The sequence below is a fragment of the Bacillus pumilus genome, from assembly GCF_038738535.1.
GTDB lineage: Bacteria > Bacillota > Bacilli > Bacillales > Bacillaceae > Bacillus.
Genome location: NZ_CP046128.1, coordinates 1,982,564 through 2,006,047, shown reverse-complemented (window position 1 = coordinate 2,006,047; position 23,484 = coordinate 1,982,564). Strand labels below are relative to the sequence as shown.

At 41.2% G+C, this 23,484-nt stretch carries 26 protein-coding genes; 25 read left to right on the top strand and 1 reads right to left on the bottom strand.

What is annotated here, in order from left to right:
- Positions 1 to 30 precede the first annotated feature (30 nt).
- The 17 genes from GKC25_RS10005 (at position 31) to fni (ending at position 16,067) form a co-directional block, all read left to right on the top strand.
- Positions 31 to 1,083: a helix-turn-helix domain-containing protein gene (locus GKC25_RS10005; RefSeq protein WP_309415599.1), complete on the top strand. Its 1,053-nt coding sequence runs from the start codon at positions 31 to 33 to the stop codon at positions 1,081 to 1,083.
- Entirely contained in the window at positions 1,076 to 2,584 is a 1,509-nt protein-coding gene (locus tag GKC25_RS10000; RefSeq protein ID WP_309415598.1) for a RecQ family ATP-dependent DNA helicase, read from the top strand. Before GKC25_RS10005 ends, GKC25_RS10000 begins: the two co-directional genes overlap by 8 nt.
- On the top strand, positions 2,581 to 3,222 hold the full coding sequence (locus GKC25_RS09995; RefSeq protein ID WP_342689788.1) for a CPBP family intramembrane glutamic endopeptidase: 642 nt from the start codon (positions 2,581 to 2,583) through the stop codon (positions 3,220 to 3,222). The genes GKC25_RS10000 and GKC25_RS09995 overlap by 4 nt, the downstream gene beginning before the upstream one ends.
- Complete coding sequence (locus GKC25_RS09990; protein WP_034661106.1) at positions 3,167 to 3,928, top strand: LysM peptidoglycan-binding domain-containing protein; 762 nt, start codon at positions 3,167 to 3,169, stop codon at positions 3,926 to 3,928. The genes GKC25_RS09995 and GKC25_RS09990 overlap by 56 nt, the downstream gene beginning before the upstream one ends.
- 64 nt (positions 3,929 to 3,992) lie before the next feature.
- Complete coding sequence (locus GKC25_RS09985) at positions 3,993 to 4,445, top strand: DUF2663 family protein (RefSeq protein ID WP_060596753.1); 453 nt, start codon at positions 3,993 to 3,995, stop codon at positions 4,443 to 4,445.
- 87 nt (positions 4,446 to 4,532) lie between these two features.
- On the top strand, positions 4,533 to 5,321 hold the full coding sequence (locus tag GKC25_RS09980) for a metallophosphoesterase (protein ID WP_034661982.1): 789 nt from the start codon (positions 4,533 to 4,535) through the stop codon (positions 5,319 to 5,321).
- Between the two features lie 165 nt (positions 5,322 to 5,486).
- Entirely contained in the window at positions 5,487 to 6,068 is a 582-nt protein-coding gene (locus GKC25_RS09975) for a genetic competence negative regulator (protein WP_034661102.1), read from the top strand.
- 195 nt (positions 6,069 to 6,263) lie between these two features.
- Complete coding sequence (locus GKC25_RS09970; protein WP_007500982.1) at positions 6,264 to 7,538, top strand: Glu/Leu/Phe/Val family dehydrogenase; 1,275 nt, start codon at positions 6,264 to 6,266, stop codon at positions 7,536 to 7,538.
- A 123-nt stretch (positions 7,539 to 7,661) separates the two neighbouring features.
- Positions 7,662 to 8,633 (top strand): YpdA family putative bacillithiol disulfide reductase, encoded by a 972-nt coding sequence (locus tag GKC25_RS09965; protein WP_034661101.1) that lies wholly within the window; start codon positions 7,662 to 7,664, stop codon positions 8,631 to 8,633.
- Between the two features lie 155 nt (positions 8,634 to 8,788).
- Positions 8,789 to 9,445 carry a glutamic-type intramembrane protease PrsW gene (gene prsW, locus GKC25_RS09960; RefSeq protein WP_034661098.1) on the top strand — a complete coding sequence of 219 codons (657 nt, stop codon included), beginning with the start codon at positions 8,789 to 8,791 and terminating at the stop codon, positions 9,443 to 9,445.
- Between the two features lie 133 nt (positions 9,446 to 9,578).
- A complete protein-coding gene (gene sleB / locus GKC25_RS09955) occupies positions 9,579 to 10,499 on the top strand; it encodes a spore cortex-lytic enzyme (protein WP_034661097.1) in 921 nt (306 codons plus the stop codon).
- A gap of 16 nt (positions 10,500 to 10,515) precedes the next feature.
- Entirely contained in the window at positions 10,516 to 11,865 is a 1,350-nt protein-coding gene (ypeB, locus tag GKC25_RS09950; RefSeq protein WP_034661094.1) for a germination protein YpeB, read from the top strand.
- Positions 11,866 to 11,967: 102 nt separating this feature from the next.
- Complete coding sequence (locus tag GKC25_RS09945) at positions 11,968 to 12,615, top strand: flagellar brake protein (protein WP_034661091.1); 648 nt, start codon at positions 11,968 to 11,970, stop codon at positions 12,613 to 12,615.
- Between the two features lie 63 nt (positions 12,616 to 12,678).
- On the top strand, positions 12,679 to 12,861 hold the full coding sequence (locus GKC25_RS09940; RefSeq protein ID WP_034661090.1) for a YpfB family protein: 183 nt from the start codon (positions 12,679 to 12,681) through the stop codon (positions 12,859 to 12,861).
- Positions 12,862 to 12,932: 71 nt separating this feature from the next.
- Positions 12,933 to 13,610, top strand: a complete 678-nt coding sequence (gene cmk, locus GKC25_RS09935; protein WP_034661088.1) for a (d)CMP kinase — start codon at positions 12,933 to 12,935, stop codon at positions 13,608 to 13,610.
- Positions 13,611 to 13,833: 223 nt separating this feature from the next.
- The gene (gene rpsA / locus GKC25_RS09930; protein ID WP_034661087.1) at positions 13,834 to 14,985 is read left to right on the top strand and encodes a 30S ribosomal protein S1; all 1,152 of its coding nucleotides are present in this window, start codon (positions 13,834 to 13,836) and stop codon (positions 14,983 to 14,985) included.
- Positions 14,986 to 14,999: 14 nt separating this feature from the next.
- Positions 15,000 to 16,067 carry a type 2 isopentenyl-diphosphate Delta-isomerase gene (gene fni, locus GKC25_RS09925; protein ID WP_342689787.1) on the top strand — a complete coding sequence of 356 codons (1,068 nt, stop codon included), beginning with the start codon at positions 15,000 to 15,002 and terminating at the stop codon, positions 16,065 to 16,067.
- Between the two features lie 53 nt (positions 16,068 to 16,120).
- Here fni and GKC25_RS09920 read toward each other — a convergent pair whose 3' ends face one another.
- Positions 16,121 to 16,252 carry a YpzI family protein gene (locus GKC25_RS09920; RefSeq protein ID WP_066030721.1) on the bottom strand — a complete coding sequence of 44 codons (132 nt, stop codon included), beginning with the start codon at positions 16,250 to 16,252 and terminating at the stop codon, positions 16,121 to 16,123.
- A 120-nt stretch (positions 16,253 to 16,372) separates the two neighbouring features.
- Here GKC25_RS09920 and GKC25_RS09915 point away from each other — a divergent pair, with 120 nt between their 5' ends.
- The 8 genes from GKC25_RS09915 to spoIVA all read left to right on the top strand — a co-directional run bounded on the left by GKC25_RS09915 (position 16,373) and on the right by spoIVA (position 23,477).
- Complete coding sequence (locus GKC25_RS09915; RefSeq protein WP_223249886.1) at positions 16,373 to 16,975, top strand: YphA family membrane protein; 603 nt, start codon at positions 16,373 to 16,375, stop codon at positions 16,973 to 16,975.
- Complete coding sequence (locus GKC25_RS09910; RefSeq protein ID WP_034661083.1) at positions 16,972 to 17,856, top strand: YIEGIA family protein; 885 nt, start codon at positions 16,972 to 16,974, stop codon at positions 17,854 to 17,856. Before GKC25_RS09915 ends, GKC25_RS09910 begins: the two co-directional genes overlap by 4 nt.
- A gap of 6 nt (positions 17,857 to 17,862) precedes the next feature.
- Positions 17,863 to 18,057 carry a capping complex subunit for YIEGIA gene (locus tag GKC25_RS09905; RefSeq protein ID WP_003215794.1) on the top strand — a complete coding sequence of 65 codons (195 nt, stop codon included), beginning with the start codon at positions 17,863 to 17,865 and terminating at the stop codon, positions 18,055 to 18,057.
- Between the two features lie 159 nt (positions 18,058 to 18,216).
- Positions 18,217 to 19,527 (top strand): ribosome biogenesis GTPase Der, encoded by a 1,311-nt coding sequence (gene der, locus GKC25_RS09900; RefSeq protein WP_034661082.1) that lies wholly within the window; start codon positions 18,217 to 18,219, stop codon positions 19,525 to 19,527.
- A gap of 14 nt (positions 19,528 to 19,541) precedes the next feature.
- The gene (locus GKC25_RS09895; protein ID WP_034661081.1) at positions 19,542 to 20,579 is read left to right on the top strand and encodes an NAD(P)H-dependent glycerol-3-phosphate dehydrogenase; all 1,038 of its coding nucleotides are present in this window, start codon (positions 19,542 to 19,544) and stop codon (positions 20,577 to 20,579) included.
- Positions 20,580 to 20,845: 266 nt separating this feature from the next.
- Positions 20,846 to 21,049, top strand: coding sequence for a DUF2768 domain-containing protein (locus tag GKC25_RS09890; RefSeq protein ID WP_034318888.1), 204 nt, complete (start codon positions 20,846 to 20,848; stop codon positions 21,047 to 21,049).
- 18 nt (positions 21,050 to 21,067) lie between these two features.
- The gene (locus GKC25_RS09885) at positions 21,068 to 21,793 is read left to right on the top strand and encodes a hypothetical protein (protein ID WP_106037944.1); all 726 of its coding nucleotides are present in this window, start codon (positions 21,068 to 21,070) and stop codon (positions 21,791 to 21,793) included.
- Between the two features lie 205 nt (positions 21,794 to 21,998).
- On the top strand, positions 21,999 to 23,477 hold the full coding sequence (gene spoIVA, locus GKC25_RS09880; RefSeq protein WP_008344534.1) for a stage IV sporulation protein A: 1,479 nt from the start codon (positions 21,999 to 22,001) through the stop codon (positions 23,475 to 23,477).
- The last annotated feature ends 7 nt before the right edge of the window (positions 23,478 to 23,484 follow it).

Here is a 23,484-nt window from a genome sequence, read left to right as displayed (position 1 = left end):
ATTTTGTCAGGAAGACAGGTGCTTTGATGAATGACTCTTCATTATTTGGATGTCATGTTAATGGACAGCGTATATAAATTGAACGGCGAACGCTCCATTAGTGCTGTCTACCATCTTTTTAAAGGAAAAAAATCATCACAAACCATACAGGATGCCAGCTTGTTTGAGCTTTCCAGGTACTTCGGCTGTTACCCGGGGTTTACGAGGGATCTGCTGAATCGTTCTGCTTTAAAGCTTGAAGAGAAGCACTACATTAGAAAAAACGATGAGACATTCAGCATCACTGAAGCAGGGCAGCGAATGCTAAACCAGCATTTTTCTGAAAAACCGATGCCCGCTTATTTTCATGGTGCCAAATATCACGATAAAGCAAAGATGCTATGGATGAGGCTCTCTTTACTTGTACAAGTGCTTTCTCACTATATGGCTGGATCGCATCAATATGTTCCGATACAAAGAGATGTCTCGGTTCAAAGCTGGACGAAATCTTTCTTGAAACAGCATCAGCAGAAAAGCAAGCTTTCAGAAGATCTGCATCATGAACTAGAAAAGCTCCTTGTTTGTTTAAGCGATCAAGAGGCACTGATTTTTGTTTATTCATTGACCTCAAATGAACGAATCGGGCGTACGTATCAGCAAATGGCGGAGTGGATGAAAGAAGATGTGTGGTATGTGTACCTGCTTTTTTGGAATGTACTCCATTATTTTATTCAATCTGCCCAAAAAGGTGAGGCACCGATTTTGCAGCAGCTCGTAGGTGACCTTGAATTCAAACGCGTGTTAACAACTTCTACCCATAAAACACTTGAGCTTGTCCAAAAAGGATTTGATATTGAACAGATTGCTCACATTCGTTCACTAAAAAAGGCAACGATCGAAGATCATATCGTGGAGCTGTCGATACATGAGCCAAGCTTTTCAATAGATCCGTATGTGAGTATAGAAGAGCAGCGGGCGATCCTTACTGTAGCCAGGGAGCTTCAAACAAATAAAATGAAGCTGATTAAAGAAAAACTCGAGCATCCATTTACTTATTTTCAAATACGATTGGCACTGACAAGGATGGTGAAAGCAAATGGATAAGCTTCATCAGACGCTCATGCGATACTTTGGCCACGACACATTTAAAGTGGGTCAAGAGGACATTATTCAAAGTGTACTGCATCAAAAAGATACGGTTGCCATGCTGCCTACTGGCGGAGGGAAGTCACTTTGCTATCAAATTCCTGGCTATATGACAGAAGGATTAGTTCTGATTATTTCGCCTCTTTTATCGCTTATGGAGGATCAAGTCGAACGAATGAAAATGCGCGGAGAAAAACGAGTGGCGGCGCTTAACAGCACATTGTCTTTTCAGGAGAGACGACATATCATTCGGCATTTGCCATCATATAAATTTTTATTCGTCGCACCTGAGGCATTAATGTCAGAAGTGCTGCTAGAACAACTCAAGTCGATGCATATTGGTCTGTTTGTCGTCGATGAAGCGCATTGTATATCAGAATGGGGGCATGATTTCCGTCCTGAATATTCAAAGCTGGGAGAATGGAGAGAAGCGTTAGGTCATCCTGTTGCTTTAGCTCTTACAGCTACAGCAACGAAACAAACGCTAAAAGATACAGTGCAAACGCTAAGATTACAGCATCCTGACTTTCATATTCATTCCGTCAACCGCCCGAACATTGCCTTCGTCAAAGAAGCGCACGAATCGAAAGAAGCAAAAGAGAAACGGGCCATTGAGCTTGCGGACTTCCTGCAAGGACCAGGTCTTATTTATTGCCCGACCCGGCAAATGACAGAAGAGCTTGCACTCTGGATGAAACAAAAAACCAATCAGCGTGTTGAGTTTTATCATGGCGGAATGGATGCAGGAGACCGTATGCTCATTCAGCAGCAATTTATCAGCGGTCAGCTTGATCTCATTTGCTGCACGAGTGCTTTTGGCATGGGAATTGATAAAGCAAATATCCGATTTGTCATTCATATGAGCCCGCCGCAATCGATTGAAGCATTTATGCAAGAGATTGGAAGAGCGGGAAGGGACGGGAAAAACAGTGTGAGCATTCTTTTATATACAGAAGAGGATGCAGATATTCAGCAACACTTGATCCAAGCAGAAGGATTTGACGATCCAGAAATTGATTTCTTCTTAGCCCAGCTCACACAAATGCAGACAAATGATGAAAAAAAATTACGTGAACGATTAATGGAAACAGGGCTTCAGGAGACCCGTGCAAGAATGCTGACGCATTATTACATGATGCATGAGTCCGAACAGCGCCCGGCAATCCTCATGAATCTAAAAGAAAAATTGCAGGACAGACAAACTGAAAAGCTGAGAAAAGTGTGGCAATTTAAAGAGCGGATCATGGGTCATGACTGCTTTAGACAATCTCTGTTATCATACTTTCACGAACAGCTTAATCAAACAGAGCATGCGTCCTCTGATCATTGCTGCTCTTCTTGCGGACTTGACCTGTCTGATTATGAAAAAAAAGATCAATCATTGGAGCTGAATGAAATGAAACACTGGAAGACCGTGCTGGATCGTATGTTTCATCTGACAAAAGAGGCGCAGCATTGATTGAACAACATCGTCAAATCATTGAAAAATTAACCGATCGACAAGTCGTAGAACAGCTGTATTTCACGCAGCTCCTCATGCTTATCGTTTCTTTTTTACTAGGCATATTTATGTTCGATCAATGGATGGATTTTACAGCACTTTGGCAGATTCATGATATGCGCATTCTGACATATGGAATTGGCGGTGCTTTGCTCGTCATCATTGTGGATGCGATTGTCATGAAGGTGTTTCCCGCTCATATGTATGATGATGGCGGTTTAAATGAAAAGATGTTCAAAAACCGAAGCATCCCGCATATTGTTTGGTTAGCACTTCTCATCGCTTTTTCAGAGGAAATACTATTTCGCGGAATCGTTCAACAGCAATTTGGGCTGGAGATTGCCAGCATCGTGTTTGCGCTTCTTCACTTTCGCTATTTATCAAAAATACTCTTGTTTATCCTCGTGGTTTCCATTAGTATTTTTTTAGGACTTTTATACGAGTGGACGGGGAATTTATTTGTTCCTGTCATGACTCATTTTATCATTGACTTAGTCTTTGCTTGTCAAATTCGTTTGAAATATAAGGGGAGGGATGAACATGGAAGAAATGTCGAGAATGCAGAGAAAGAAGGAGCAGCTGACAAACAACCATGACGACGATGTAGAGGAAATTCTTGAAGAAAAAGTACATCCTTCTGATGACTCTCACTTTCCTACACGAGAAGACTTTCATGAATATAAGAAGCAGCGCACGAAAAAAGTGCGCAATCCTTTGTTTACGACATTGGCTATTATCTTTCCTATCATCGTCATCACTGTTTTCTTTCTATTGATCTATTACACATCAAAGGAAATCAACGATAATAACAATCAAGGTGTATACATCGATAAAACCTCAAGTGCTGACACAGACCCAGTTCCGTCAGCACTTGTCGAAACAAAAAATGACGCTAGCGATGATAAAGCGGATGCGTCTGATGAAGAGAAGAAAAAGAAAGATGAAGAAAAAGAAAAGCAGCGATCAAAAGAAAAAGCAGAGCAGAAGAAAAAAGAAAAAGCCGCTAAAGAGAAAGAAGAGCGTGAAAAAGCCGCAGCTGCGAAAAAGCGTGAACAGCAGCAGCTCGCACTGCAAAAACAACAAGAAGAGAAAAAACGAAAAGAAGCCGAAGAGAAAAAGAAGCAGGAAGAAAAGCCGGTTCGTGTCGTACAGCACACTGTGGGCCCAGAGGAAAACCTGTATCGAATCTCGATGAAATATTACAAAAACCGATCGGGTGAAGAGAAAATTAAAGCCTATAATCATTTAAATGGGAACAGTGTATACAGTGGTCAAGTACTCAACATTCCATTGGAAAACTAATTACCTGACATGATCGAATGAAAAAGCACATACATATGTAGAAAAAAGGGACAGGGTGTATGTGATGACATTGCACGTAATCAGCCGCTATATGGATCAGCCGACACAGAAAATGATGGAAACGTTGATCAAAAGAAAGCACAAATATGAGGGCTTTGCTAAGCAGTGCAAAAGATGGCAATGGACAGCCCTATTGTCGCTGGCGATTCTTTTGTTTTATTTTGTAATAACGGCAAATAAGGGAGGCTCTCTTCAGCCGGAAGCGATGATTGCAACACTGCTTGGTCATGAGATCTTTCTATTTTGGATAATGGCTGAGGTGTTTGCTTTTTACGCATCTTATTACTATAAGAAAAAAGAGGAAAAGGCTGAGGATGAATATCATCGGCTTAGATGTGAGATTATACAAAAAAGCACAGACTTATGGCCGCAATCAGACCAGTGGAAAGAGCGTGAAGCGGTTTTTCACTATATGCAGAAGCAATATGACATTAATCTCTATTATGAAAGTAAATAAATGTGTAAAAAGACGTTTTAATAGTTGAAACGTCTTTTTTCATTCAAGCGTCTTATGAACGAAACAAATGCAAGGGAGCCATTTATGATGAAATATGCCATCGGATTTACTGCCGCCATTGCGGCTGTTACAACAGGTGTGTGTGTAACGGCAAAAATGGTGAAAACGGCAAAACAAAACAACATCAAAAAGCATTACTTTACAATAGAGGCACTTCAATCAGATCGACCAGCAGTGATTTTCTTTATTTCTGATACACACCGGCGTCTTATTAGTGACTCATTATTAGCAGAAGTCACACAAGAAGAACCAGATGTCATTATGGTAGGAGGGGACTTAGCAGAAAAAGGTGTACCCTACGCCAGGATTGAAGAAAATGTGAAACGTTTATCAAGAATTGCGCCCGTTTATTTTGTTTGGGGAAATAATGATCATGAGCTGCACCAGCAGAAGTTTAAAGAGATACTTCATGCATATGATGTCACGACTCTGCAAAATGAAACGGCTGTGTGGGATTTCGAAGGCCAGCCAATCAAAGTTGGAGGTATCGATGATATTCGGCTTGAAAAGGCGGATTATGAAGCGATACGGCCTGAGTTTGTGAAAGATGAAGTGAATATTCTCTTATCACACAACCCAGATGTACATCATTTGATGAGTGAAGAAGAGGGAATCGACCTTGTTCTGAGCGGTCATACGCATGGAGGTCAGATCCGAATCGGAAAATTTGGTCCATATGAAAAAGGAAGAACAGGTCAGGTCAAAGGCGCGTTTTTTCTCATTAGTAATGGCTATGGAACAACAAAGATTCCAATGCGTCTCGGGGCAGAACCAGAAACCCATCTGATCTATTTAATGCCTGTAAAAACGCGATGACTTGCTGCACCCTCAATATTTTCCATAAAAGTCACCGTAAGCATAGCTTCATGCTTGTCTTCCGTCTTGACACAGTGTAAACTGAATACAAAATTAAGAACCTATGACTCATCATCTCATATACTACAGTATGATGTGTGTTTAGAAGAGGCAGGAGGGAACGTTATGCGACTGGAGCGTCTGAATTATAATAAAATCAAAATTTTTCTCACACTAGATGACCTGACAGACCGGGGTCTTACGAAAGAAGACCTTTGGAAAGATTCGTTCAAAGTCCATCAGCTGTTTAAAGACATGATGAACGAGGCGAATCAGGAGCTCGGTTTTGAAGCGAGTGGACCGATTGCTGTTGAAGTATTTTCTCTTCAGGCGCAGGGGATGGTCGTCATTGTCACAAAGAGTCAGCAGGAAGATGCTGATGATGATGAGTTTGATGAAGATTACATTGAGATGCAAGTCAAGCTCGACGAGAGTAATCATGTGCTCTATCAATTTGCCTCGTTTGAAGATGTGATTCAGCTGTCCCATAGTTTAAGTCGTATTGGGCTTTTAGGGGGTACAGTTTACCATTATGAAGGTCAATATTTTCTCAGCCTAGATGATTTTGAAGAACTGTCTGCTGATACAGTCATTTCCATTTTAGCGGAGTTTGGTTCTCCTACGACATTAACGATTCATCGGCTAAAAGAATATGGAAAAGTGATCATGCAAGATGATGCAGTGAAAACGATTCAAATGTATTTTTAATCACTTTTTTCTATTATATTTAATACTGTTGTGATGAAACAACAGTATTTTTTATATCCTTTTTTATATTTATAAACACTGATATTTTATTTTGATAAAAAACGTTTTTTACCTTTGCTTTACCAGTACGAAGGTGTATACTATTGCTTGAAAGGGAGCAGTAGATCATGAAAGATTTCTAGGGGGTTTATTTTAATGGCAGCCGATCAAAACGCCGCTCATAACGCAGAAGATAAGCTAGATGTTTTAAAGTCAACTCAAACCGTCATACATAAAGCGCTAGACAAATTAGGGTATCCGCAAGAAGTGTATGAATTGCTGAAGGAGCCAATTCGTCTATTAACGGTCAAAATTCCAGTACGGATGGATGATGGATCAGTGAAAATTTTCACTGGTTACCGCGCACAGCACAATGATGCTGTCGGACCGACAAAAGGCGGCATTCGTTTCCACCCAAACGTTACTGAAAAAGAAGTAAAAGCGCTTTCAATTTGGATGAGTTTAAAATGTGGTATTGTGGATCTTCCTTATGGCGGAGGAAAAGGCGGTATTATCTGTGATCCAAGAGAAATGTCATTTAGAGAGCTTGAAAAGCTAAGCCGCGGCTATGTTCGCGCAATCAGTCAAATCGTTGGTCCAACAAAAGATGTACCAGCACCAGATGTGTTTACAAACTCTCAAATTATGGCATGGATGATGGACGAATATTCTAGAATTGATGAATTTAACTCGCCAGGATTTATCACAGGAAAACCAATTGTTCTTGGAGGGTCACACGGACGTGATACTGCAACAGCAAAAGGTGTGACGATCTGCATCAAAGAAGCGGCGAAGAAAAAAGGAATTGACATCAACGGGGCTCGTGTTGTCGTACAGGGATTCGGAAATGCAGGAAGCTACTTGGCTAAATTCATGTATGATGCCGGAGCAAAAATCGTAGGGATTTCAGATGCTTATGGCGGATTATACGATGAAGATGGTCTTGATATTGACTACTTGCTAGACCGGCGTGACAGCTTTGGAACCGTGACTAAATTATTTAACGATACCATTACAAACCAAGAGCTGCTTGAGCTTGATTGTGATATCTTAGTACCTGCAGCCATTGAGAACCAAATCACTGAAGATAACGCGGCAAACATTAAAGCCAAAATTGTCGTAGAAGCAGCAAATGGTCCAACGACACTTGAAGGAACAAAAATTCTTTCAGATCGTGGAGTACTGCTTGTCCCAGACGTACTTGCGAGTGCGGGTGGTGTAACGGTTTCTTACTTTGAATGGGTGCAGAATAACCAAGGGTTCTACTGGACTGAAGAGGAAGTCGAAACTCGTTTAGAAGATATGATGGTGAAATCATTTAATAATATTTATGAAATGGCGCAAAACCGCCGCATCGATATGCGTCTTGCTGCATATATGGTCGGCGTACGTAAAATGGCTGAAGCTTCTCGATTCAGAGGCTGGATTTAAGCGGCTTATTTGCATCGCGCCTTAAAATCTCCTATCCTTAAATAGGAGATTTTTTTATGGAATGGAACAAATCATCAAACAGCTAGCAGTTGTTATTGTATTGAAACGACAGGAGTGGAACAAATGAAACAAGAAAAAGCGATCATAATAGGAGGCGGCCCTTGCGGGCTATCAGCTGCCATCGCGTTCAAGCAAATCGGAATTGATGCACTTGTCATTGAAAAGGGGAATGTCGTTAACAGTATTTATCATTACCCAACACATCAAACCTTTTTCAGTACAAGTGAAAAGCTTGAGATTGGTGATGTCGCTTTTATTACTGAAAATCGCAAACCCGTTCGTATCCAGGCGCTTTCTTATTACCGAGAAGTAGTCAGACGAAAAAGCCTGCGTGTGCATGCCTTTGAAAAAGTAACCGCTGTGACGAAAAAAGATGGCTGTTTTACCGTGAGCACATCAAAAGACGACTATTCATGTGATTATGTCGTGATTGCTACTGGTTACTATGATCATCCAAACTATATGAACGTCAAAGGAGAAGACCTTCCTCATGTGTATCATTATTTTAAAGAAGGACACCCTTACTTTGATAAAGATGTGACGGTGATCGGCGGGAAAAACTCAAGTGTCGATGCAGCGCTAGAACTTGTGAAATGCGGAAGCAGAGTCACTGTGCTGTATCGAGGAACTGAATATTCGTCTAGCATCAAACCTTGGATTTTACCAGAGTTTGAAGCGCTTGTGCGGAATGGAACCATCCGAATGGAGTTTGGAGCGCAGGTGAAGGAAATCACAGAAGAAGAGGTGATTTTTACAAACCAGCAAGATCAAACGGAGCGAGTGAAAAGTGATTATGTTTTTGCCATGACAGGCTATCATCCAGATCATTCTTTCTTAGAAAAAATGGGTGTGACAATTGATCAAGAATCAGGCCGTCCAGCATTTGATGAACAGACGATGGAGACAAACGTAGAAGGTATTTTCATTGCAGGAGTCATTGCAGCTGGAAATAATGCCAATGAAATTTTCATTGAAAATGGAAGGTTTCATGGGGGGCTTATTGCAGAAGAAATCAACAAAAGAATGAACGGATAAAAAAAGAACTGGATCCTTACAAGGGATTCGGTTCTTTTTGATATAAAATGGGATTATATAGAAGAATATTTTCATAAAAATGGGCTCGAGTCATATAAAAAAAGGGTAAATCATGGTACGATAATGAAGGATAATGTAGGGAAAGAGGTCTGGTTATGATCGCAATCATCTCAGCAGGTTTAGCTCCCGGCATCGCACTTTTAAGTTATTTTTATTTGAAAGATCAGTACGACAATGAGCCGGTTCACATGGTCATCAGATCTTTTATGCTAGGTGTCATACTTGTGTTTCCAACCATGTTTATTCAATATGTCCTTCAAGAGGAAAATATCGCAACGAACCCTATCTTGATTTCATTTGTGACGTCGGGCTTTTTAGAGGAATCATTAAAATGGTTTATTTTAATGGTCAGCGTCTATGCGCATGCCCAGTTTGACGAACACTATGATGGGATTGTGTATGGAACAAGTGTCTCACTTGGTTTTGCAACATTAGAAAATATTCTTTACTTGGTCGGGCATGGGGTTGAATATGCGTTCACCCGTGCTTTATTACCCGTCTCAAGTCACGCTTTATTCGGTGTTGTGATGGGGTTTTATATCGGGAAAGCCCGTTTCTCTGCAAAAAAAGAGCAAGTGAAATGGTTGATCCTATCTTTAACGCTCCCAGTACTTTTTCACGGCTTATATGATTTTATTCTTCTTGGCATGAGAAATTGGGGATATATTATGCTGCCATTCATGATTTTTTTATGGTGGTTTGGCCTGCGGAAAGCAAAAAAGGCCCGTTCAGTGAAAATGGTGCAAATTTAATGTGGAAAACGTCCTATCAGTTGATAGGGCGTTTTTTTTGTCTTTTCATCCAATTCACTCCTGTGATGAATGTATAAAAATAGGGATCGGAAGAAATATATATTCAAACATCAAAAGTACAGGAGGATCAAATATGGACAAAGCTCGTTTCATGAAACAAATCGTCCTTATCTTCTCAATTGTTCTACTCGCAACTTCACTGATGTCAGCTGAAAAAAGTGAAGCCTTCACCAGTCAAGTCATCCAGCGAGGTGCAACAGGAGAAGATGTAGTCGAGCTGCAAGCACGGCTCCAATATAATGGCTTTTACAATGGCAAAATTGATGGTGTATATGGCTGGGGGACGTACTGGGCCGTTCGCAACTTTCAAAGCCAATATGGTGTAAAGAAGGTCGATGGACTTGTAGGTAAACAAACAAAAAGCCTATTAGTTCAAAAGACAAAATACTATAAAGACTTTGTTCAGCAGCAGCTGCAAAAGGGGAATGAGTTTACCCATTATGGCGGGAAACCTCTTGATCAGCAAACAAAAGCTTCTGCGAAAAGAAGCTCACAAAAAAAGACAGCTCAAGGGGCAAAAGAGAATCAAAAAAGTCAAAGCGGAGGAAGCGGGACATCTGGAAAGACTGGGAATCAGTCAGGCAATCAGCAAGCAAACCAAACACCGAAACAAACGGCAGCCAACATGCCAGGTGGTTTTTCTAGTAATGATATTCAGCTCTTATCACAAGCTGTTTATAGCGAAGCAAGAGGCGAGCCGTATGAAGGTCAGGTGGCGATCGCTGCCGTTATCTTAAATCGATTGAACAACCCGACTTTTCCAAATACGATCGCAGGTGTTATTTTTGAACCGCTTGCATTTACAGCTGTGGCGGATGGTCAATTTTATATGTCGCCAAATGACACTGCTAAAAAGGCTGTGTTTGATGCCATTAACGGCTGGGACCCATCTGAGAGCGCCGTCTATTACTTTAATCCTGATACAGCAACAAGTCCATGGATTTGGGGAAGACCACAAATTAAACGAATCGGGAAACATATTTTCTGCGAATAAAAAGAGGTGTAAATAAATGATCAGAGGAATATTGATTGCCATTTTAGGAATTGCTGTCATCTCAACAGGTTATTGGGGCTATAAAGAGCATCAAGAAAAAGACGCAGTGCTGCTGCACGCAGAGAACAACTATCAAAGGGCTTTTCACGATTTAACGTACCAAGTGGATCAGCTGCACGACAAACTTGGGGCAACGCTTGCGATGAACAGCCAAACGTCGATTTCACCAGCACTTGCAGATGTATGGAGAATGTCATCAGAAGCACATAACAATGTGAGTCAGCTTCCGCTCACATTAATGCCTTTTAACAAAACGGAAGAATTTTTGGCGAATGTCGGAGACTTTAGCTACAAATCATCAGTCAAATCCTTATCAGATGAACCATTAAACAAAAATACGCACAAAACCATTACGTCTTTATATCATCAAGCGGCTGATATCCAAAACGAACTGAGACAAGTACAGCACCTTGTCCTCAATAAAAATTTAAAATGGATGGATGTTGAAATGGCGCTTGCTGATGGCGACCGAAAGAATGATAACACCATCATTGACGGGTTGAAAACAGTCGAGAGAAATGCAGATGCATTTGCGGATGTCAATCTCGGTCCGACAAATGTGTCGACAGAATCAGAAACACGTGGTTACAATCATTTAAAAGGGAAAAAGATCTCAAAGAAAGAAGCGATACGCATTGCCCAGCAATTCGCACCTGATCATAATCAACATTTTAAGGTCAGAAAAAGCGGAAGCAAAACCAATCGAGATGTGTACAGCTTATCGATGTCAGATCCTGATAGTAAAGCGAATTTCTATTTAGACTTGACTGAAAAAGGAGGGCACCCAGTCTACCTTCTTCAAAATCGAGACGTAAAAAAACAGAAAATCAGTTTAAATGATGCATCAGAAAAAGCACTCAGCTTCTTAAAGAAGCAAGGATTTGATGCAGAGTCGTTCCATTTAGATGAAAGCGCGCAATTTGATAATATCGGTGTATTTACCTATGTACCTCTTCAAAAAAATGTACTGCTTTATCCAGATAGTATACGCATGAAGGTCGCATTAGATGATGGTGAGGTGGTTGGATTTTCAGCGAAAGACTATTTAACGAATCATAAAACAAGAGACATAAAAGCACCTAAAATCTCACAAAAAGAAGCGAAGAAAACATTGAATCAGCATGTAAAAATCGAAGATTCTCATGTAGCGATTGTTCAAAATGATATGTCAGAGGAAGTTTTGTGCTATGAGTTCCTCGGAACTATTAAGAATGATACGTACCGAATGTTCATTAATGCGGATACTGGAAAAGAAGAACGAGTAGATAAACTAAAAAACGCAGAACCTATATATAAAGACCTATAGAAAAGGAAGCGAGGAAAAGGCGACTAAGCCTTTTCCTTTTGTTTTATACATGGTTTAATATAGGAGAGGATATGATTTCACAGATGAAAAGAGTGATGAGGAATGTTACAAATAGGGGATGCAATCACAATTGAATACGTCAATGAGAACAAAGAAGTGAAAACTGCAAAATCGAAAGTTTTGGAAAATAATAACGATGATATTTGCATTAATTATCCAGCTGATAAAGAAACGGGCCGCACGATCTATTTAAACCAGCAAACAGAAATCACCGTTTTCTTTTTCGATGAAAATCAAATTCCATACAAATGTACAAGCGAAGTCATCGGAAAGAGGAAAGAAGATATTCCGATGATTGTCATTTCCATTCCGCCAAAAGAAGAAATGATTCGGCTTCAGCGCAGAGAATACCTGAGAGTCGATACAATGGTCAAAGCGACGATCACGCCAACGGATGAAGAAGCCTTTGACACGTTTATTGTCAATATGAGTGCTGGCGGCTTAGCTATTGCTGTTCCTGAAGGTGTCTCATTGAAAGAATACGGAGAAGTGGTCACAGAGTTTGAACTTCCGCTGAAAGAGCCTGTGAAAATTAAAGCGGTTGCAGAGATGAATCGAGTATATCAAGATGAGCAGACTGGCAAAACAAGAGCGATCATGGAGTTTTCTGAGATTACAAATGACCACCAGCAGCACATTATGAAGTACTGCTTCCAGCAGCAGCTTTTAACACGGGTAAAAAAAGCATAAGAATAAAGGATGTTAAAAGCTTCCATACTAGAGGTGAAAGAATCTAGCGTGGAGGCTTTTTGTATGAAGACAATGGAAAGATGGTTATTGAAAGCGGTGCTCATTCAGCTTGTCTTATTATTAGCCGTTCAGATCACACTTCATTTGACAAAAGGAGAACTCTTTTTGTCAAAAGTCGTGCAATACGAGGGTGTAAATAACATGAGCATTGAAGATTGGATCGAAACGTTTAAGCAGAAGGATTGATAGAAAATTCCCCCGTTTGAGCGGTGATCGTGTTACAATTCATAAGGGAGATTCAATCAAGGAGAGGTATTATGAAAAAGAAATTATCTATCGCAATTGACGGTCCTGCTGCTGCAGGAAAAAGCACTGTGGCAAAAATTGTCGCAGCAAAAAAATCATATATTTATATCGATACAGGTGCCATGTACCGCGCGATTACACTTGCGGCACTTAATCATGGTGTAGACCTTGAGGACGAAACAGCACTTGATGCATTACTAAAAAAAACTGTGATTGATCTGGTCTCAACGGACGAGGGCCAAAAAGTTCATCTAGACAATACCGATGTCACAGAGGATATTCGCACAGACCGCGTGAGCAACCAAGTATCGGTTGTCGCAAAGCACAGAGCTGTTCGGGAAGAAATGGTCCGCAGGCAGCAAGAGCTTGGTCAAAAAGGCGGTGTCGTTATGGACGGAAGAGACATAGGTACGCACGTTCTTCCAGATGCCGAAGTGAAAATTTTCTTGCTTGCATCAGTAGAAGAAAGAGCAAAACGCCGTTTTGAAGAGAATCAGAAAAAAGGCTACGATGTCAATTACGATCAGCTGATCGAAGAGATTGCAAGACGTGACAAACTTGATTCTGAGCGCGAAGTTTCGCCACTTAAGAAAGCGGATGACGCCATTGAAATTGACACAACTTCTCTTTCCATTCAAGAGGTAGCAGGTAAAATTTTAGATGCAGCAGACCGCGTGGAGAAACAGTAAGAAATTTTAGAAAACTTTAATAAGTTAGAGGTTTATCTCTTGACAAACAAGGTCTTTTATTAGAAGTTTATACTAATACTATTTTTATTGATCATTCAAGCAATTATGTTGATTTGAATGTTTCTTTAATACATATTCGGCTGGTAATCATCATGCTTAAGACACATATTCGCCCAGTCGTTTTAACTAAGCTGTGTAGGTTTGGACCAAGGAGGTTATCGAAATGACAGAGGAAATGAATCAAATCGATGTTCAGGTACCAGAGGTTGGAGATGTAGTGAAAGGGATTGTTTCTAAAGTTGAGGACAAGCATGTCAATGTAGATATCGTCAATGTGAAACAGCCTGGTATCATCCCAATCAGTGAATTATCAAGTCTTCACGTTGAAAAAGCATCAGATGTCGTGAAAGATGGCGACGAGTTAGAGCTTAAAGTAACAAAAGTCGAAGACGATGCTTTGATTTTATCGAAACGTGCTGTTGATGCAGACCGCGCTTGGGAAGACCTAGAGAAAAAGTTTGAGACAAAAGAAGTATTTGAAGCTGAAGTAAAAGACGTTGTAAAAGGTGGTCTTGTCGTAGATATTGGTGTGCGTGGATTTATTCCTGCATCTCTTGTAGAAGCGCACTATGTAGAGGACTTCTCAGACTACAAAGGTAAAACACTCTCACTTGTCGTGGTCGAACTTGACCGCGAAAAAAATCGTGTGATTCTCTCGCACCGTGCAGTAGTGGAGCAAGAGCAATTAGACAAAAAGCAAGACTTCCTGCAAAAGCTTGAAGTAGGCAGTGTGATTGATGGTAAAGTGCAGCGCCTTACTGATTTTGGTGCATTTGTAGACATTGGCGGCATTGATGGATTGGTTCACATTTCTCAACTATCCCATGCGCATGTTGAAAAGCCATCTGACGTAGTGGAAGAAGGCCAGGAAGTCCAGGTCAAAGTACTTGCTGTTGATCGTGATAACGAACGTATCTCACTATCTATTAAAGAAACATTACCAGGACCTTGGAGCCAGATTGGCGAAAAGGTAAAACAAGGTGATGTGCTTGAAGGAACTGTTCAACGTCTTGTGAGCTTTGGTGCATTTGTTGAAATTCTGCCAGGCGTCGAAGGACTTGTGCATATTTCCCAAATCTCTCATAAACATATCGGTACACCGCAAGAAGTCCTTGAAGAAGGGCAGACTGTGAAAGTGAAAGTGCTTGATGTGAATGAAGATGAAGAGCGCATTTCATTAAGCATCCGTGATTTAGAAGAAAATCCTGAAAAACAAATCGAAGAGAATTATCGTCAATATCAGGCGAAAGAAGAAAACACAAGCGGATTCCAGCTTGGTGACCTGATCGGCGATAAGCTTAATAAATTAAAATAATTTGGTGATCAAAATTGACGAGAGCAGAAAGAAAGAAGCAGCATATTGAACATGCCTTGTCCACTGGACAGCATGCAGCAACAGGTTTAAAAGATGTTTCCTTCGTTCACGTCGGTCTACCAGATCTTGCGACATCACAAATTGATACACATACGACAATTGGCGGACTGACTTTCGGTTCGCCAATTTTTATCAATGCAATGACTGGCGGGGGCGGAAAGTCGACCTATGAGATCAACCGCTCTTTATCGATCGCAGCGAAGGAAACGAATATTCCGGTGGCAGTAGGATCACAAATGGCTGCACTGAAAGATAAAGAAGAAAGACGTACGTATGAAGTTGTTCGAAAAGTCAATCCAGATGGAATTGTGTTTGCGAACTTAGGCAGTGAAGCAACGATTAAGCAAGCGAAGGAAGCAGTCGAGATGCTGGAGGCCAATATGCTCCAGATTCATTTAAATGTGATCCAAGAGATCGTCATGCCTGAAGGAGACCGTGATTTCAGGGGGGCGCTTGAGCGCATCGCAGCCATCGCTGAATCAGTTGGTGTGCCTGTTGTCGTAAAAGAAGTCGGATTTGGCATGAGCAAGGAAACGGCAAAAAAGTTATTTCGTGCTGGAGTTGCGGCCGTTGATGTAGGAGGATTTGGTGGTACGAACTTTTCAAAGATCGAAAATCTTCGCCGCCAAAAAGCGCTTCATTATTTTGACCAGTGGGGGATTCCAACAGCAGCGAGTCTTGCTGAAGTACATACAAGTTTTCCAGATCAAACGGTTTTAGCCTCTGGAGGTATACAAGACGCCCTTGATGTAACAAAATCAATTGCTCTTGGCGCATCCGCTGCTGGTCTAGCTGGCTTTTTCTTAAAATCACTGACTGGCGGAGGGGAGAGCGGCCTCATCGCTGATATCATAGATCTTCAAGAAGATGTGAAGATGATGATGACAGTGCTTGGCGTGAAGACCATTGAAGAACTGAGACAAACCCAGGTTGTCATTTCCGGGGAAACAAGTCATTGGCTCAAAGAAAGAGGCATCGACACAACGTACTATAGTCTAAGATCAAAGAAGAAAAAGGACTAAAATCAAGTTTAGCCCCTAAACATCTAAGGCATGTGGTCATCACATGCCTTTTTTTATTGATTTCTTCTTCGTGCGCTATCTGGACCTTCTAATGCTGTTGCCCCTTTATGATGAATGGATTGATCACGGTCAGATTCCACTCTTTTTGATGCCTTTAAGCGTTTTTCCTGTCTATCTTTTCCCATCATGCATCCCTCCTCAATTATTAGAGTGTCACCTCTTGTTTATTTCATACAATGTCCAAAGCGATCCCTTACGTTTAAAAATTGGGGATTTTCCCATAATGTAATTGAGGTGATGAGACGTTGGAGGCTTTGTACTATTATTGGTCCATATGGTTCGTTTGGATTATGGTGACATTTATTATGGAAAAAAGCTCATGGCGCAGTATGCTAGGCGTTTGTGTCCTCGTCCATATTATATGTAGTCATTTCATGGTATCCATGTTTGATATGAGCCTCAATGCGGGGTACTTGATGACCTTTTTATATGCATGTGCAGGTTTCGTTATATTCCGGTCTGGCCATCAAATGATGAGAATCATGCAATTAGGCTCTATGGTGAGCGCATATGCCTTTTTTATGATTTTTGCATTATATGACCCGGTTTGGTTCACGCTAATAAAAGTGGATTGGGTCGTATTTGCCTTGCTGATCTTGATGTCTTTGACATATGGACATCATTTCACAGAACGAGTCACCCTATGGATGATGTCTGTATGTCTTGGCGAAGCCCTTTATGCGCTGACGATTCACCGCCTGACATCATCGATTGTCATAGGAGATCTCTCTTTTCTGTCCCTTGTTGTTCAAGGGTCCATCTTCCTATTAGGTGTCGATCAGCTTGAAAAGCTCTTGAACGCCCGTTCATCGAGAAAACCAGTAAAAGGGGCTGCAAAATCAACATGACGGATTATACGTTTCCTGTGATTATTGGTGTCATCTTTGGGATGGCGGCCAGACTTTATATGCTAAGAACAGATTACCGGCAATACCCCACGTATATTCATGGACAAGTGATTCATATTGCGCTTGGTTTTATCGCTTCAGGACTTGGTGCGATCATTATGCCTGCACTCATTCAGGAGGAATTTACGGCGATTACCTTTCTCACGCTGGCGGCCACGCAATTCCGAGATGTCCGCAATATGGAAAGAAATACGTTAACTCAAATGGATTCATATGAGCTAGTCTCAAGAGGCAGTACATATATAGAAGGCATAGCCATTGCCTTTGAAAGCCGGAATTATATTGCGATTCTCACGGCACTGATTACTACCACAGCCTGTATTTTCTTCTCGCTCGTTATTGGTACAGTGGTCGGTATTCTTTGTTTTTTCTTGGCAAAGCTATTAATGTCTGGCAGCCAATTAAAGGATATTGTCAATATACAAAAAGGAGAGCTTCGCTTTGATGGGGCAGGGCTTTATGTGAATGATATTTACATCATGAATATCGGACTGCCCGAAAAGCAAAAGCTCATTTTAGAGCATGGGATGGGCTTTATTTTGACGCCGAAAAATTTCAACTCAGCCACAACGATTGCCAATCTTGGGCAGCGGCAAGCCATTTTATTTGATTTATCCAACGTACTTGGCGTGTATCGCGACTCTGGTGAACCATCGCTCTGTCCGCTCGCAAAACGTGATCTAAATAACGGCACACTTGGCGTGTTCATTTTACCGCAATGGTATCGTGAAGATTTGGCTGTCCGTGTATTGGAAGAAGTACCTATTTTAGAAAATGCCATCAGAATGCCGACAGAGTTCATAAAAAAGAAAGTGAGGTAATAGGGCATGGCGAACACCATTGAACAATTTATACTCGCTGTGGCTACAACAAATAAAGAGCGGGTCATGGGCGGAACAGCCGTTTTTTTCTGTGAAAATAAAGAAGAACTCGACATGTACGCCATGAATTTAGAGGCCATTTTAGATGGAATTGCACACGGAATTGGAGAAGATCTTTACTTGATTGTCAAACATTTTTAAGTTATTCATTGTGGTCTGATTAAAAATTGATATAATATATAAGTTGAACCCTTCATGTTTGAAGGGTTTATTTCATAAAACTGAATGAAAATTTTAAATCCCGGTTGAAACATGATGATGAACATATTGAATCGCGGCTGGATTGAAAGGAAGGGTACTATGGGTAAACCTGTCGTAGCCATTGTTGGAAGGCCCAACGTTGGAAAATCTACAATTTTTAATCGAATCGCAGGCGAAAGAATATCGATTGTAGAAGACACACCTGGTGTAACAAGAGATCGAATCTATAGCTCTGCTGAATGGTTAAATTATGACTTTAACTTAATAGATACTGGTGGAATTGATATTGGAGATGAGCCATTTTTAGCTCAAATTCGCCATCAGGCGGAAATCGCAATGGATGAAGCGGATGTCATTATCTTCATGGTGAATGGACGAGATGGTGTCACATCTGCGGATGAAGAAGTCGCAAAAATTTTATATCGCACGAAAAAGCCAGTTGTACTTGCTGTCAATAAACTGGACAACCCTGAAATGAGAAGTGACGTGTATGACTTTTATGCACTAGGGTTTGGCGAACCGTATCCGATTTCTGGAACGCACGGATTAGGTCTAGGTGATCTGCTTGATGCTGTCGCAGAACACTTCAAAAACTTACCGGATACACAGTATGCGGAAGAAGTTGTTCAGTTCTGCTTAATCGGCCGTCCGAATGTAGGGAAATCTTCTTTAGTGAATGCAATGCTTGGAGAAGACCGGGTCATTGTGAGCAACATCGCTGGTACGACAAGAGATGCTGTGGATACGATGTTTACGTACAATCAGCGTGACTTTGTCATTGTCGATACAGCAGGTATGAGGAAAAAAGGAAAAGTATATGAAACAACAGAGAAATACAGTGTGCTTCGTGCATTAAAAGCCATTGATCGTTCTGATGTTGTCGCTGTTGTTCTAGACGGTGAAGAAGGCATTATTGAGCAGGATAAACGTATTGCAGGCTATGCACACGAAGCTGGTAAAGCTGTTGTGATCGTTGTGAACAAATGGGACGCTGTTGAAAAAGATGAGCGTACAATGAAGGAATTTGAGCAAAACATTCGCGAGCATTTTCAATTTCTGGATTATGCACCTGTCTTGTTTATGTCTGCTCTTACGAAAAAGAGAATTCATACGTTAATGCCATCCATTATTACAGCTAGTGAAAATCATGCGATGCGCGTTCAAACGAATATTTTGAACGATATCATCATGGATGCAGTGGCAATGAATCCAACACCGACTCATAATGGACAGCGTCTGAAAATTTACTATGCGACACAGGTGGCTATTAAGCCTCCGTCCTTTGTGGTGTTTGTAAATGATCCAGAGCTTATGCACTTTTCTTATGAACGTTTCCTAGAAAACCGCATTCGAGATGCATTTGGTTTTGAAGGAACACCGATTAAAATATTTGCGAGAGCGAGAAAATAAAAAGGGTGAGCAGGATGAAGAAAATTTCAGTACTTGGAGCAGGCAGCTGGGGAACAGCTCTTGCGCTTGTATTAGCTGATAATCATCATGATGTACACATGTGGGGACATAGACAAGAGCTTATTGATCAAATCAATGAGAAACATGAAAATCATGATTACTTGCCTAATGTCGAACTGCCAGCGTCTATTCAGGCGACGACAGATATGAAGCAGGCGTTAGAGGGGACAGACGCTATTATTGTCGCTGTGCCAACAAAGGCCATTCGCGAAGTATTAAAGCAGGCAAATGAGCTGATCACATCGAAAGTGCCGTTTGTCCATGTAAGTAAAGGGATTGAACCAGATACACTTCTTAGAATTTCTCAAATGATTGAACAAGAAGTACCTGCTGAGAAAAGAGAAGCTGTTGTTGTCTTATCAGGGCCGAGCCATGCCGAAGAAGTAGGCTTGCGTCATCCGACAACTGTCACTGTCTCATCAGAAAATATTGAAGCAGCTCAATTTGTTCAAGATTTGTTCATGAACAACAACTTTAGAGTATACACAAACCCTGATGTGATTGGTGTAGAAATAGGCGGAGCACTGAAAAATATCATTGCTCTTGCGGCAGGGATCACAGACGGACTTGGATATGGTGACAATGCGAAAGCGGCGCTCATCACTAGAGGACTCGCTGAAATCGCACGTCTTGGTACGAAAATGGGAGGAAATCCTCTGACATTTGCCGGATTAACAGGCGTGGGAGATTTGATCGTGACATGTACAAGTGTTCATTCGCGTAACTGGCGCTGCGGAAATCTGCTTGGTAAAGGGTATAAGCTTGAAGAAGTGCTTGAAAAAATGGGGATGGTTGTTGAAGGCGTCCGTACAACAAAAGGCGCTTATCAGCTCTCCAAAGAATACAAGGTCAGCATGCCGATTACAGAGGCGCTTTACCACGTCTTATTTGAAGGGAAAAAGGTCGACGATGCTGTAGAATCATTGATGGCACGTGTGAAAACACATGAAATGGAAGACCTTGTGAACATGTTTGAAAACCAAACAAAATAAATGGAAGACTGAACTTAGGCATGTAGAGGATGCAAGAAGGGGAAGACTTGCATAACATAGCAATGAAGTTTGAATAGAGCTTTGCCTCTACAGAATGAGGAAAAATAGTCGATTTAATGACTGAAGCAGAGTCCCCCTCTTTGCTTCAGTTTTTTTATGCGCTTTTTTCTGAATGATTGGAAAAATGATTGATATTTACCTTATTTTTGGTTTAGAATGAAATATAAACGCTTACAATTTGTTCGTTTTGAAGGGGGACAGGCACGATGAGTTTTGCTTTAATCAAGATGTGGTTTGCGCTTGGTTCCATGGGGCTCATGTTTTTAGCCGTAGTAACCATTTATTTCAGTCGATTTAAGCTGAAAAGCCGGTTTCTTAAAATAACAGCCTCGACCGTTGCATACAGCTTGATGCTTATATCAGGTATCATTGTGTTTTTAGTTGTATTTAGCGGGCCGGTCAATGAATAAAGAAAAAGGAAGAATGTGATGATCAAAGCAAAAGTCAGTGTCACGTTGTTAGCACTTATTTTACTAACAGGATGTCTGTATCCAGAAAATCGCAAAACTGAAAACCATGTGCCATATGAAGAACAGCTGCAAAGCGTTCAGACAGCGATTGAGGAATTTCAAAAAGCAACTAATGGCCTTTTGCCGATTGAAACGAAAGAAGCAGACACGCCGGTTTATCAGAAGTACGTCATCGACTTTAAGCGCTTGTCACCAAGATATTTACACGATGTACCGTCTACATCTTTTGAAGGCGGGGGCGAATATATGTATGTCCTCACAGACGTCGAAAAAAAACCAACGGTGAAACTGCTTGATGTCAAAATGACGCAAACCATCAGTGAATTACGGCTTAGAATCAAAATATATCAAGATGAACATACATATCCGCCATATGGCAAAGTAGTATCAAGCAATTTATATACGTTAAATGAAAAAAAGCTAGGCTTAAAATCGCCGCCTACGGTCATGAGTCCGGTGACGGGGAATTCCCTCCCGTTACTGATTTCATCAAATGGCGAAATCTATGTGGACTACCGCAGTGATTTTGCTCATATTTTGAAGAATACGAAACAAAAGCTCAAACCAGGTGAAAACATTCAAGATGTCTATTGGCAGGAAACCCCGTTTGTACCCGCGTTTTCTGTCCCATATACCATCAACAAAAAAGGTGAGCCTGACTTTTTAGAAAAAAAGACGTCATAAACAAGAATGAACCTTTTTCCTCTGCATATAAATGAGGAGAAAGGTTTTTTTATGGCTAAACATACTCTCAAAACAAAAAAGGTGTCATATTCAAATAGGACAACGTCATACACATATATTGTCCAGACACCTTTCAAGCACAGTTTGATTGAAGAATAGAGTATTTTATTTGAAAACGAGGATAGCAAGTCCGGGAGGGGATCACTTGGAAAAAGTCGATATTTTCAAGGATATCGCTGAACGAACAGGAGGCGATATATATTTAGGAGTCGTTGGCGCTGTTCGTACAGGGAAATCTACGTTTATTAAAAAGTTTATGGAGCTCGTGGTGCTCCCGAATATCAATAATGAGGCAGATCGTGCAAGAGCACAGGATGAATTGCCGCAAAGTGCAGCAGGAAAAACCATTATGACCACTGAACCAAAATTTGTACCGAATCAAGCGGCATCGATCCATGTGAGTGACGGTCTTGATGTCAACATCAGGCTTGTTGATTGTGTCGGATACACAGTCCCTGGTGCGCGCGGGTATGAAGATGAAAATGGTCCAAGAATGATCAACACGCCGTGGTATGAAGAGCCAATCCCGTTCCATGAAGCAGCGGAAATTGGCACACGCAAGGTCATTCAAGAGCATTCAACCATCGGTGTTGTGATTACAACAGATGGTTCCATTGGAGAAATCCCAAGACATGATTATATTGAATCTGAAGAACGTGTGATTGATGAGCTCAAAGAGGTTGGAAAGCCGTTTATTATGGTGATCAACTCTGTGAGGCCATATCACCCTGAAACAGAAGCGCTGCGGCAGGAACTCAGCCAAAAATATGATATTCCAGTACTCGCCATGAGTGTAGAAAGTATGAGAGAGCAAGACGTCCTTAGTGTGCTTCGTGAAGCATTATATGAATTCCCAGTCCTAGAGGTGAATGTGAACTTGCCAAGCTGGGTCATGGTGCTGAAAGAAGATCATTGGCTGAGAGAAAGTTATCAGGATTCAGTGAAGGAAACCGTAAAGGATATTAAAAGATTAAGAGATGTTGACCGTGTCGTTGGTCAATTCAGCGAATTTGACTTTATTGAAAGAGCGGGCTTAGCAGGGATTGAAATGGGTCAGGGGATTGCGGAGATTGACCTGTACGCCCCAGATGATCTATATGATCATATTCTAAAAGAAGTGGTTGGTGTGGAAATTAGAGGGAAAGACCATCTTCTAGAGCTCATGCAAGATTTTGCGCATGCGAAGACAGAATATGATCAAGTATCAGACGCATTAAAAATGGTGAAGCAGACGGGATACGGGATTGCGGCCCCGGCCTTGTCAGATATGAGTTTAGATGAGCCGGAAATCATTAGGCAGGGCTCGAGATTCGGCGTGAGATTAAAGGCGGTTGCGCCATCTATTCATATGATTAAGGTAGATGTAGAGAGTGAATTTGCACCGATTATTGGAACAGAGAAACAAAGTGAAGAGCTCGTCCGCTACTTAATGCAAGACTTTGAAGATGATCCGCTTTCGATTTGGAATTCTGATATATTTGGGCGCTCACTCAGCTCCCTTGTCAGAGAAGGTATTCAAGCAAAGCTGTCGCTGATGCCAGAAAATGCAAGATATAAGCTGAAAGAAACGCTTGAAAGAATCATCAACGAAGGATCAGGCGGTTTGATCGCCATTATTCTATAGCATGTGA

Excerpts from the sequence above, each read along its gene's own strand:
- GKC25_RS10005 (WP_309415599.1), top strand. The coding sequence starts at position 31 with ATGACTCTTCATTATTTGGATGTCATGTTAATGGACAGCGTATATAAA.
- GKC25_RS10000 (WP_309415598.1), top strand. The coding sequence starts at position 1,076 with ATGGATAAGCTTCATCAGACGCTCATGCGATACTTTGGCCACGACACA.
- GKC25_RS09990 (WP_034661106.1), top strand. The coding sequence starts at position 3,167 with ATGGAAGAAATGTCGAGAATGCAGAGAAAGAAGGAGCAGCTGACAAAC.
- GKC25_RS09985 (WP_060596753.1), top strand. The coding sequence starts at position 3,993 with ATGACATTGCACGTAATCAGCCGCTATATGGATCAGCCGACACAGAAA.
- GKC25_RS09980 (WP_034661982.1), top strand. The coding sequence starts at position 4,533 with ATGAAATATGCCATCGGATTTACTGCCGCCATTGCGGCTGTTACAACA.
- GKC25_RS09975 (WP_034661102.1), top strand. The coding sequence starts at position 5,487 with ATGCGACTGGAGCGTCTGAATTATAATAAAATCAAAATTTTTCTCACA.
- GKC25_RS09970 (WP_007500982.1), top strand. The coding sequence starts at position 6,264 with ATGGCAGCCGATCAAAACGCCGCTCATAACGCAGAAGATAAGCTAGAT.
- GKC25_RS09965 (WP_034661101.1), top strand. The coding sequence starts at position 7,662 with ATGAAACAAGAAAAAGCGATCATAATAGGAGGCGGCCCTTGCGGGCTA.
- prsW (WP_034661098.1), top strand. The coding sequence starts at position 8,789 with ATGATCGCAATCATCTCAGCAGGTTTAGCTCCCGGCATCGCACTTTTA.
- sleB (WP_034661097.1), top strand. The coding sequence starts at position 9,579 with ATGGACAAAGCTCGTTTCATGAAACAAATCGTCCTTATCTTCTCAATT.
- ypeB (WP_034661094.1), top strand. The coding sequence starts at position 10,516 with ATGATCAGAGGAATATTGATTGCCATTTTAGGAATTGCTGTCATCTCA.
- GKC25_RS09945 (WP_034661091.1), top strand. The coding sequence starts at position 11,968 with ATGTTACAAATAGGGGATGCAATCACAATTGAATACGTCAATGAGAAC.
- GKC25_RS09940 (WP_034661090.1), top strand. The coding sequence starts at position 12,679 with ATGAAGACAATGGAAAGATGGTTATTGAAAGCGGTGCTCATTCAGCTT.
- cmk (WP_034661088.1), top strand. The coding sequence starts at position 12,933 with ATGAAAAAGAAATTATCTATCGCAATTGACGGTCCTGCTGCTGCAGGA.
- rpsA (WP_034661087.1), top strand. The coding sequence starts at position 13,834 with ATGACAGAGGAAATGAATCAAATCGATGTTCAGGTACCAGAGGTTGGA.
- GKC25_RS09920 (WP_066030721.1), bottom strand. The coding sequence starts at position 16,252 with ATGGGAAAAGATAGACAGGAAAAACGCTTAAAGGCATCAAAAAGAGTG.
- GKC25_RS09910 (WP_034661083.1), top strand. The coding sequence starts at position 16,972 with ATGACGGATTATACGTTTCCTGTGATTATTGGTGTCATCTTTGGGATG.
- GKC25_RS09905 (WP_003215794.1), top strand. The coding sequence starts at position 17,863 with ATGGCGAACACCATTGAACAATTTATACTCGCTGTGGCTACAACAAAT.
- der (WP_034661082.1), top strand. The coding sequence starts at position 18,217 with ATGGGTAAACCTGTCGTAGCCATTGTTGGAAGGCCCAACGTTGGAAAA.
- GKC25_RS09895 (WP_034661081.1), top strand. The coding sequence starts at position 19,542 with ATGAAGAAAATTTCAGTACTTGGAGCAGGCAGCTGGGGAACAGCTCTT.
- GKC25_RS09890 (WP_034318888.1), top strand. The coding sequence starts at position 20,846 with ATGAGTTTTGCTTTAATCAAGATGTGGTTTGCGCTTGGTTCCATGGGG.
- GKC25_RS09885 (WP_106037944.1), top strand. The coding sequence starts at position 21,068 with ATGATCAAAGCAAAAGTCAGTGTCACGTTGTTAGCACTTATTTTACTA.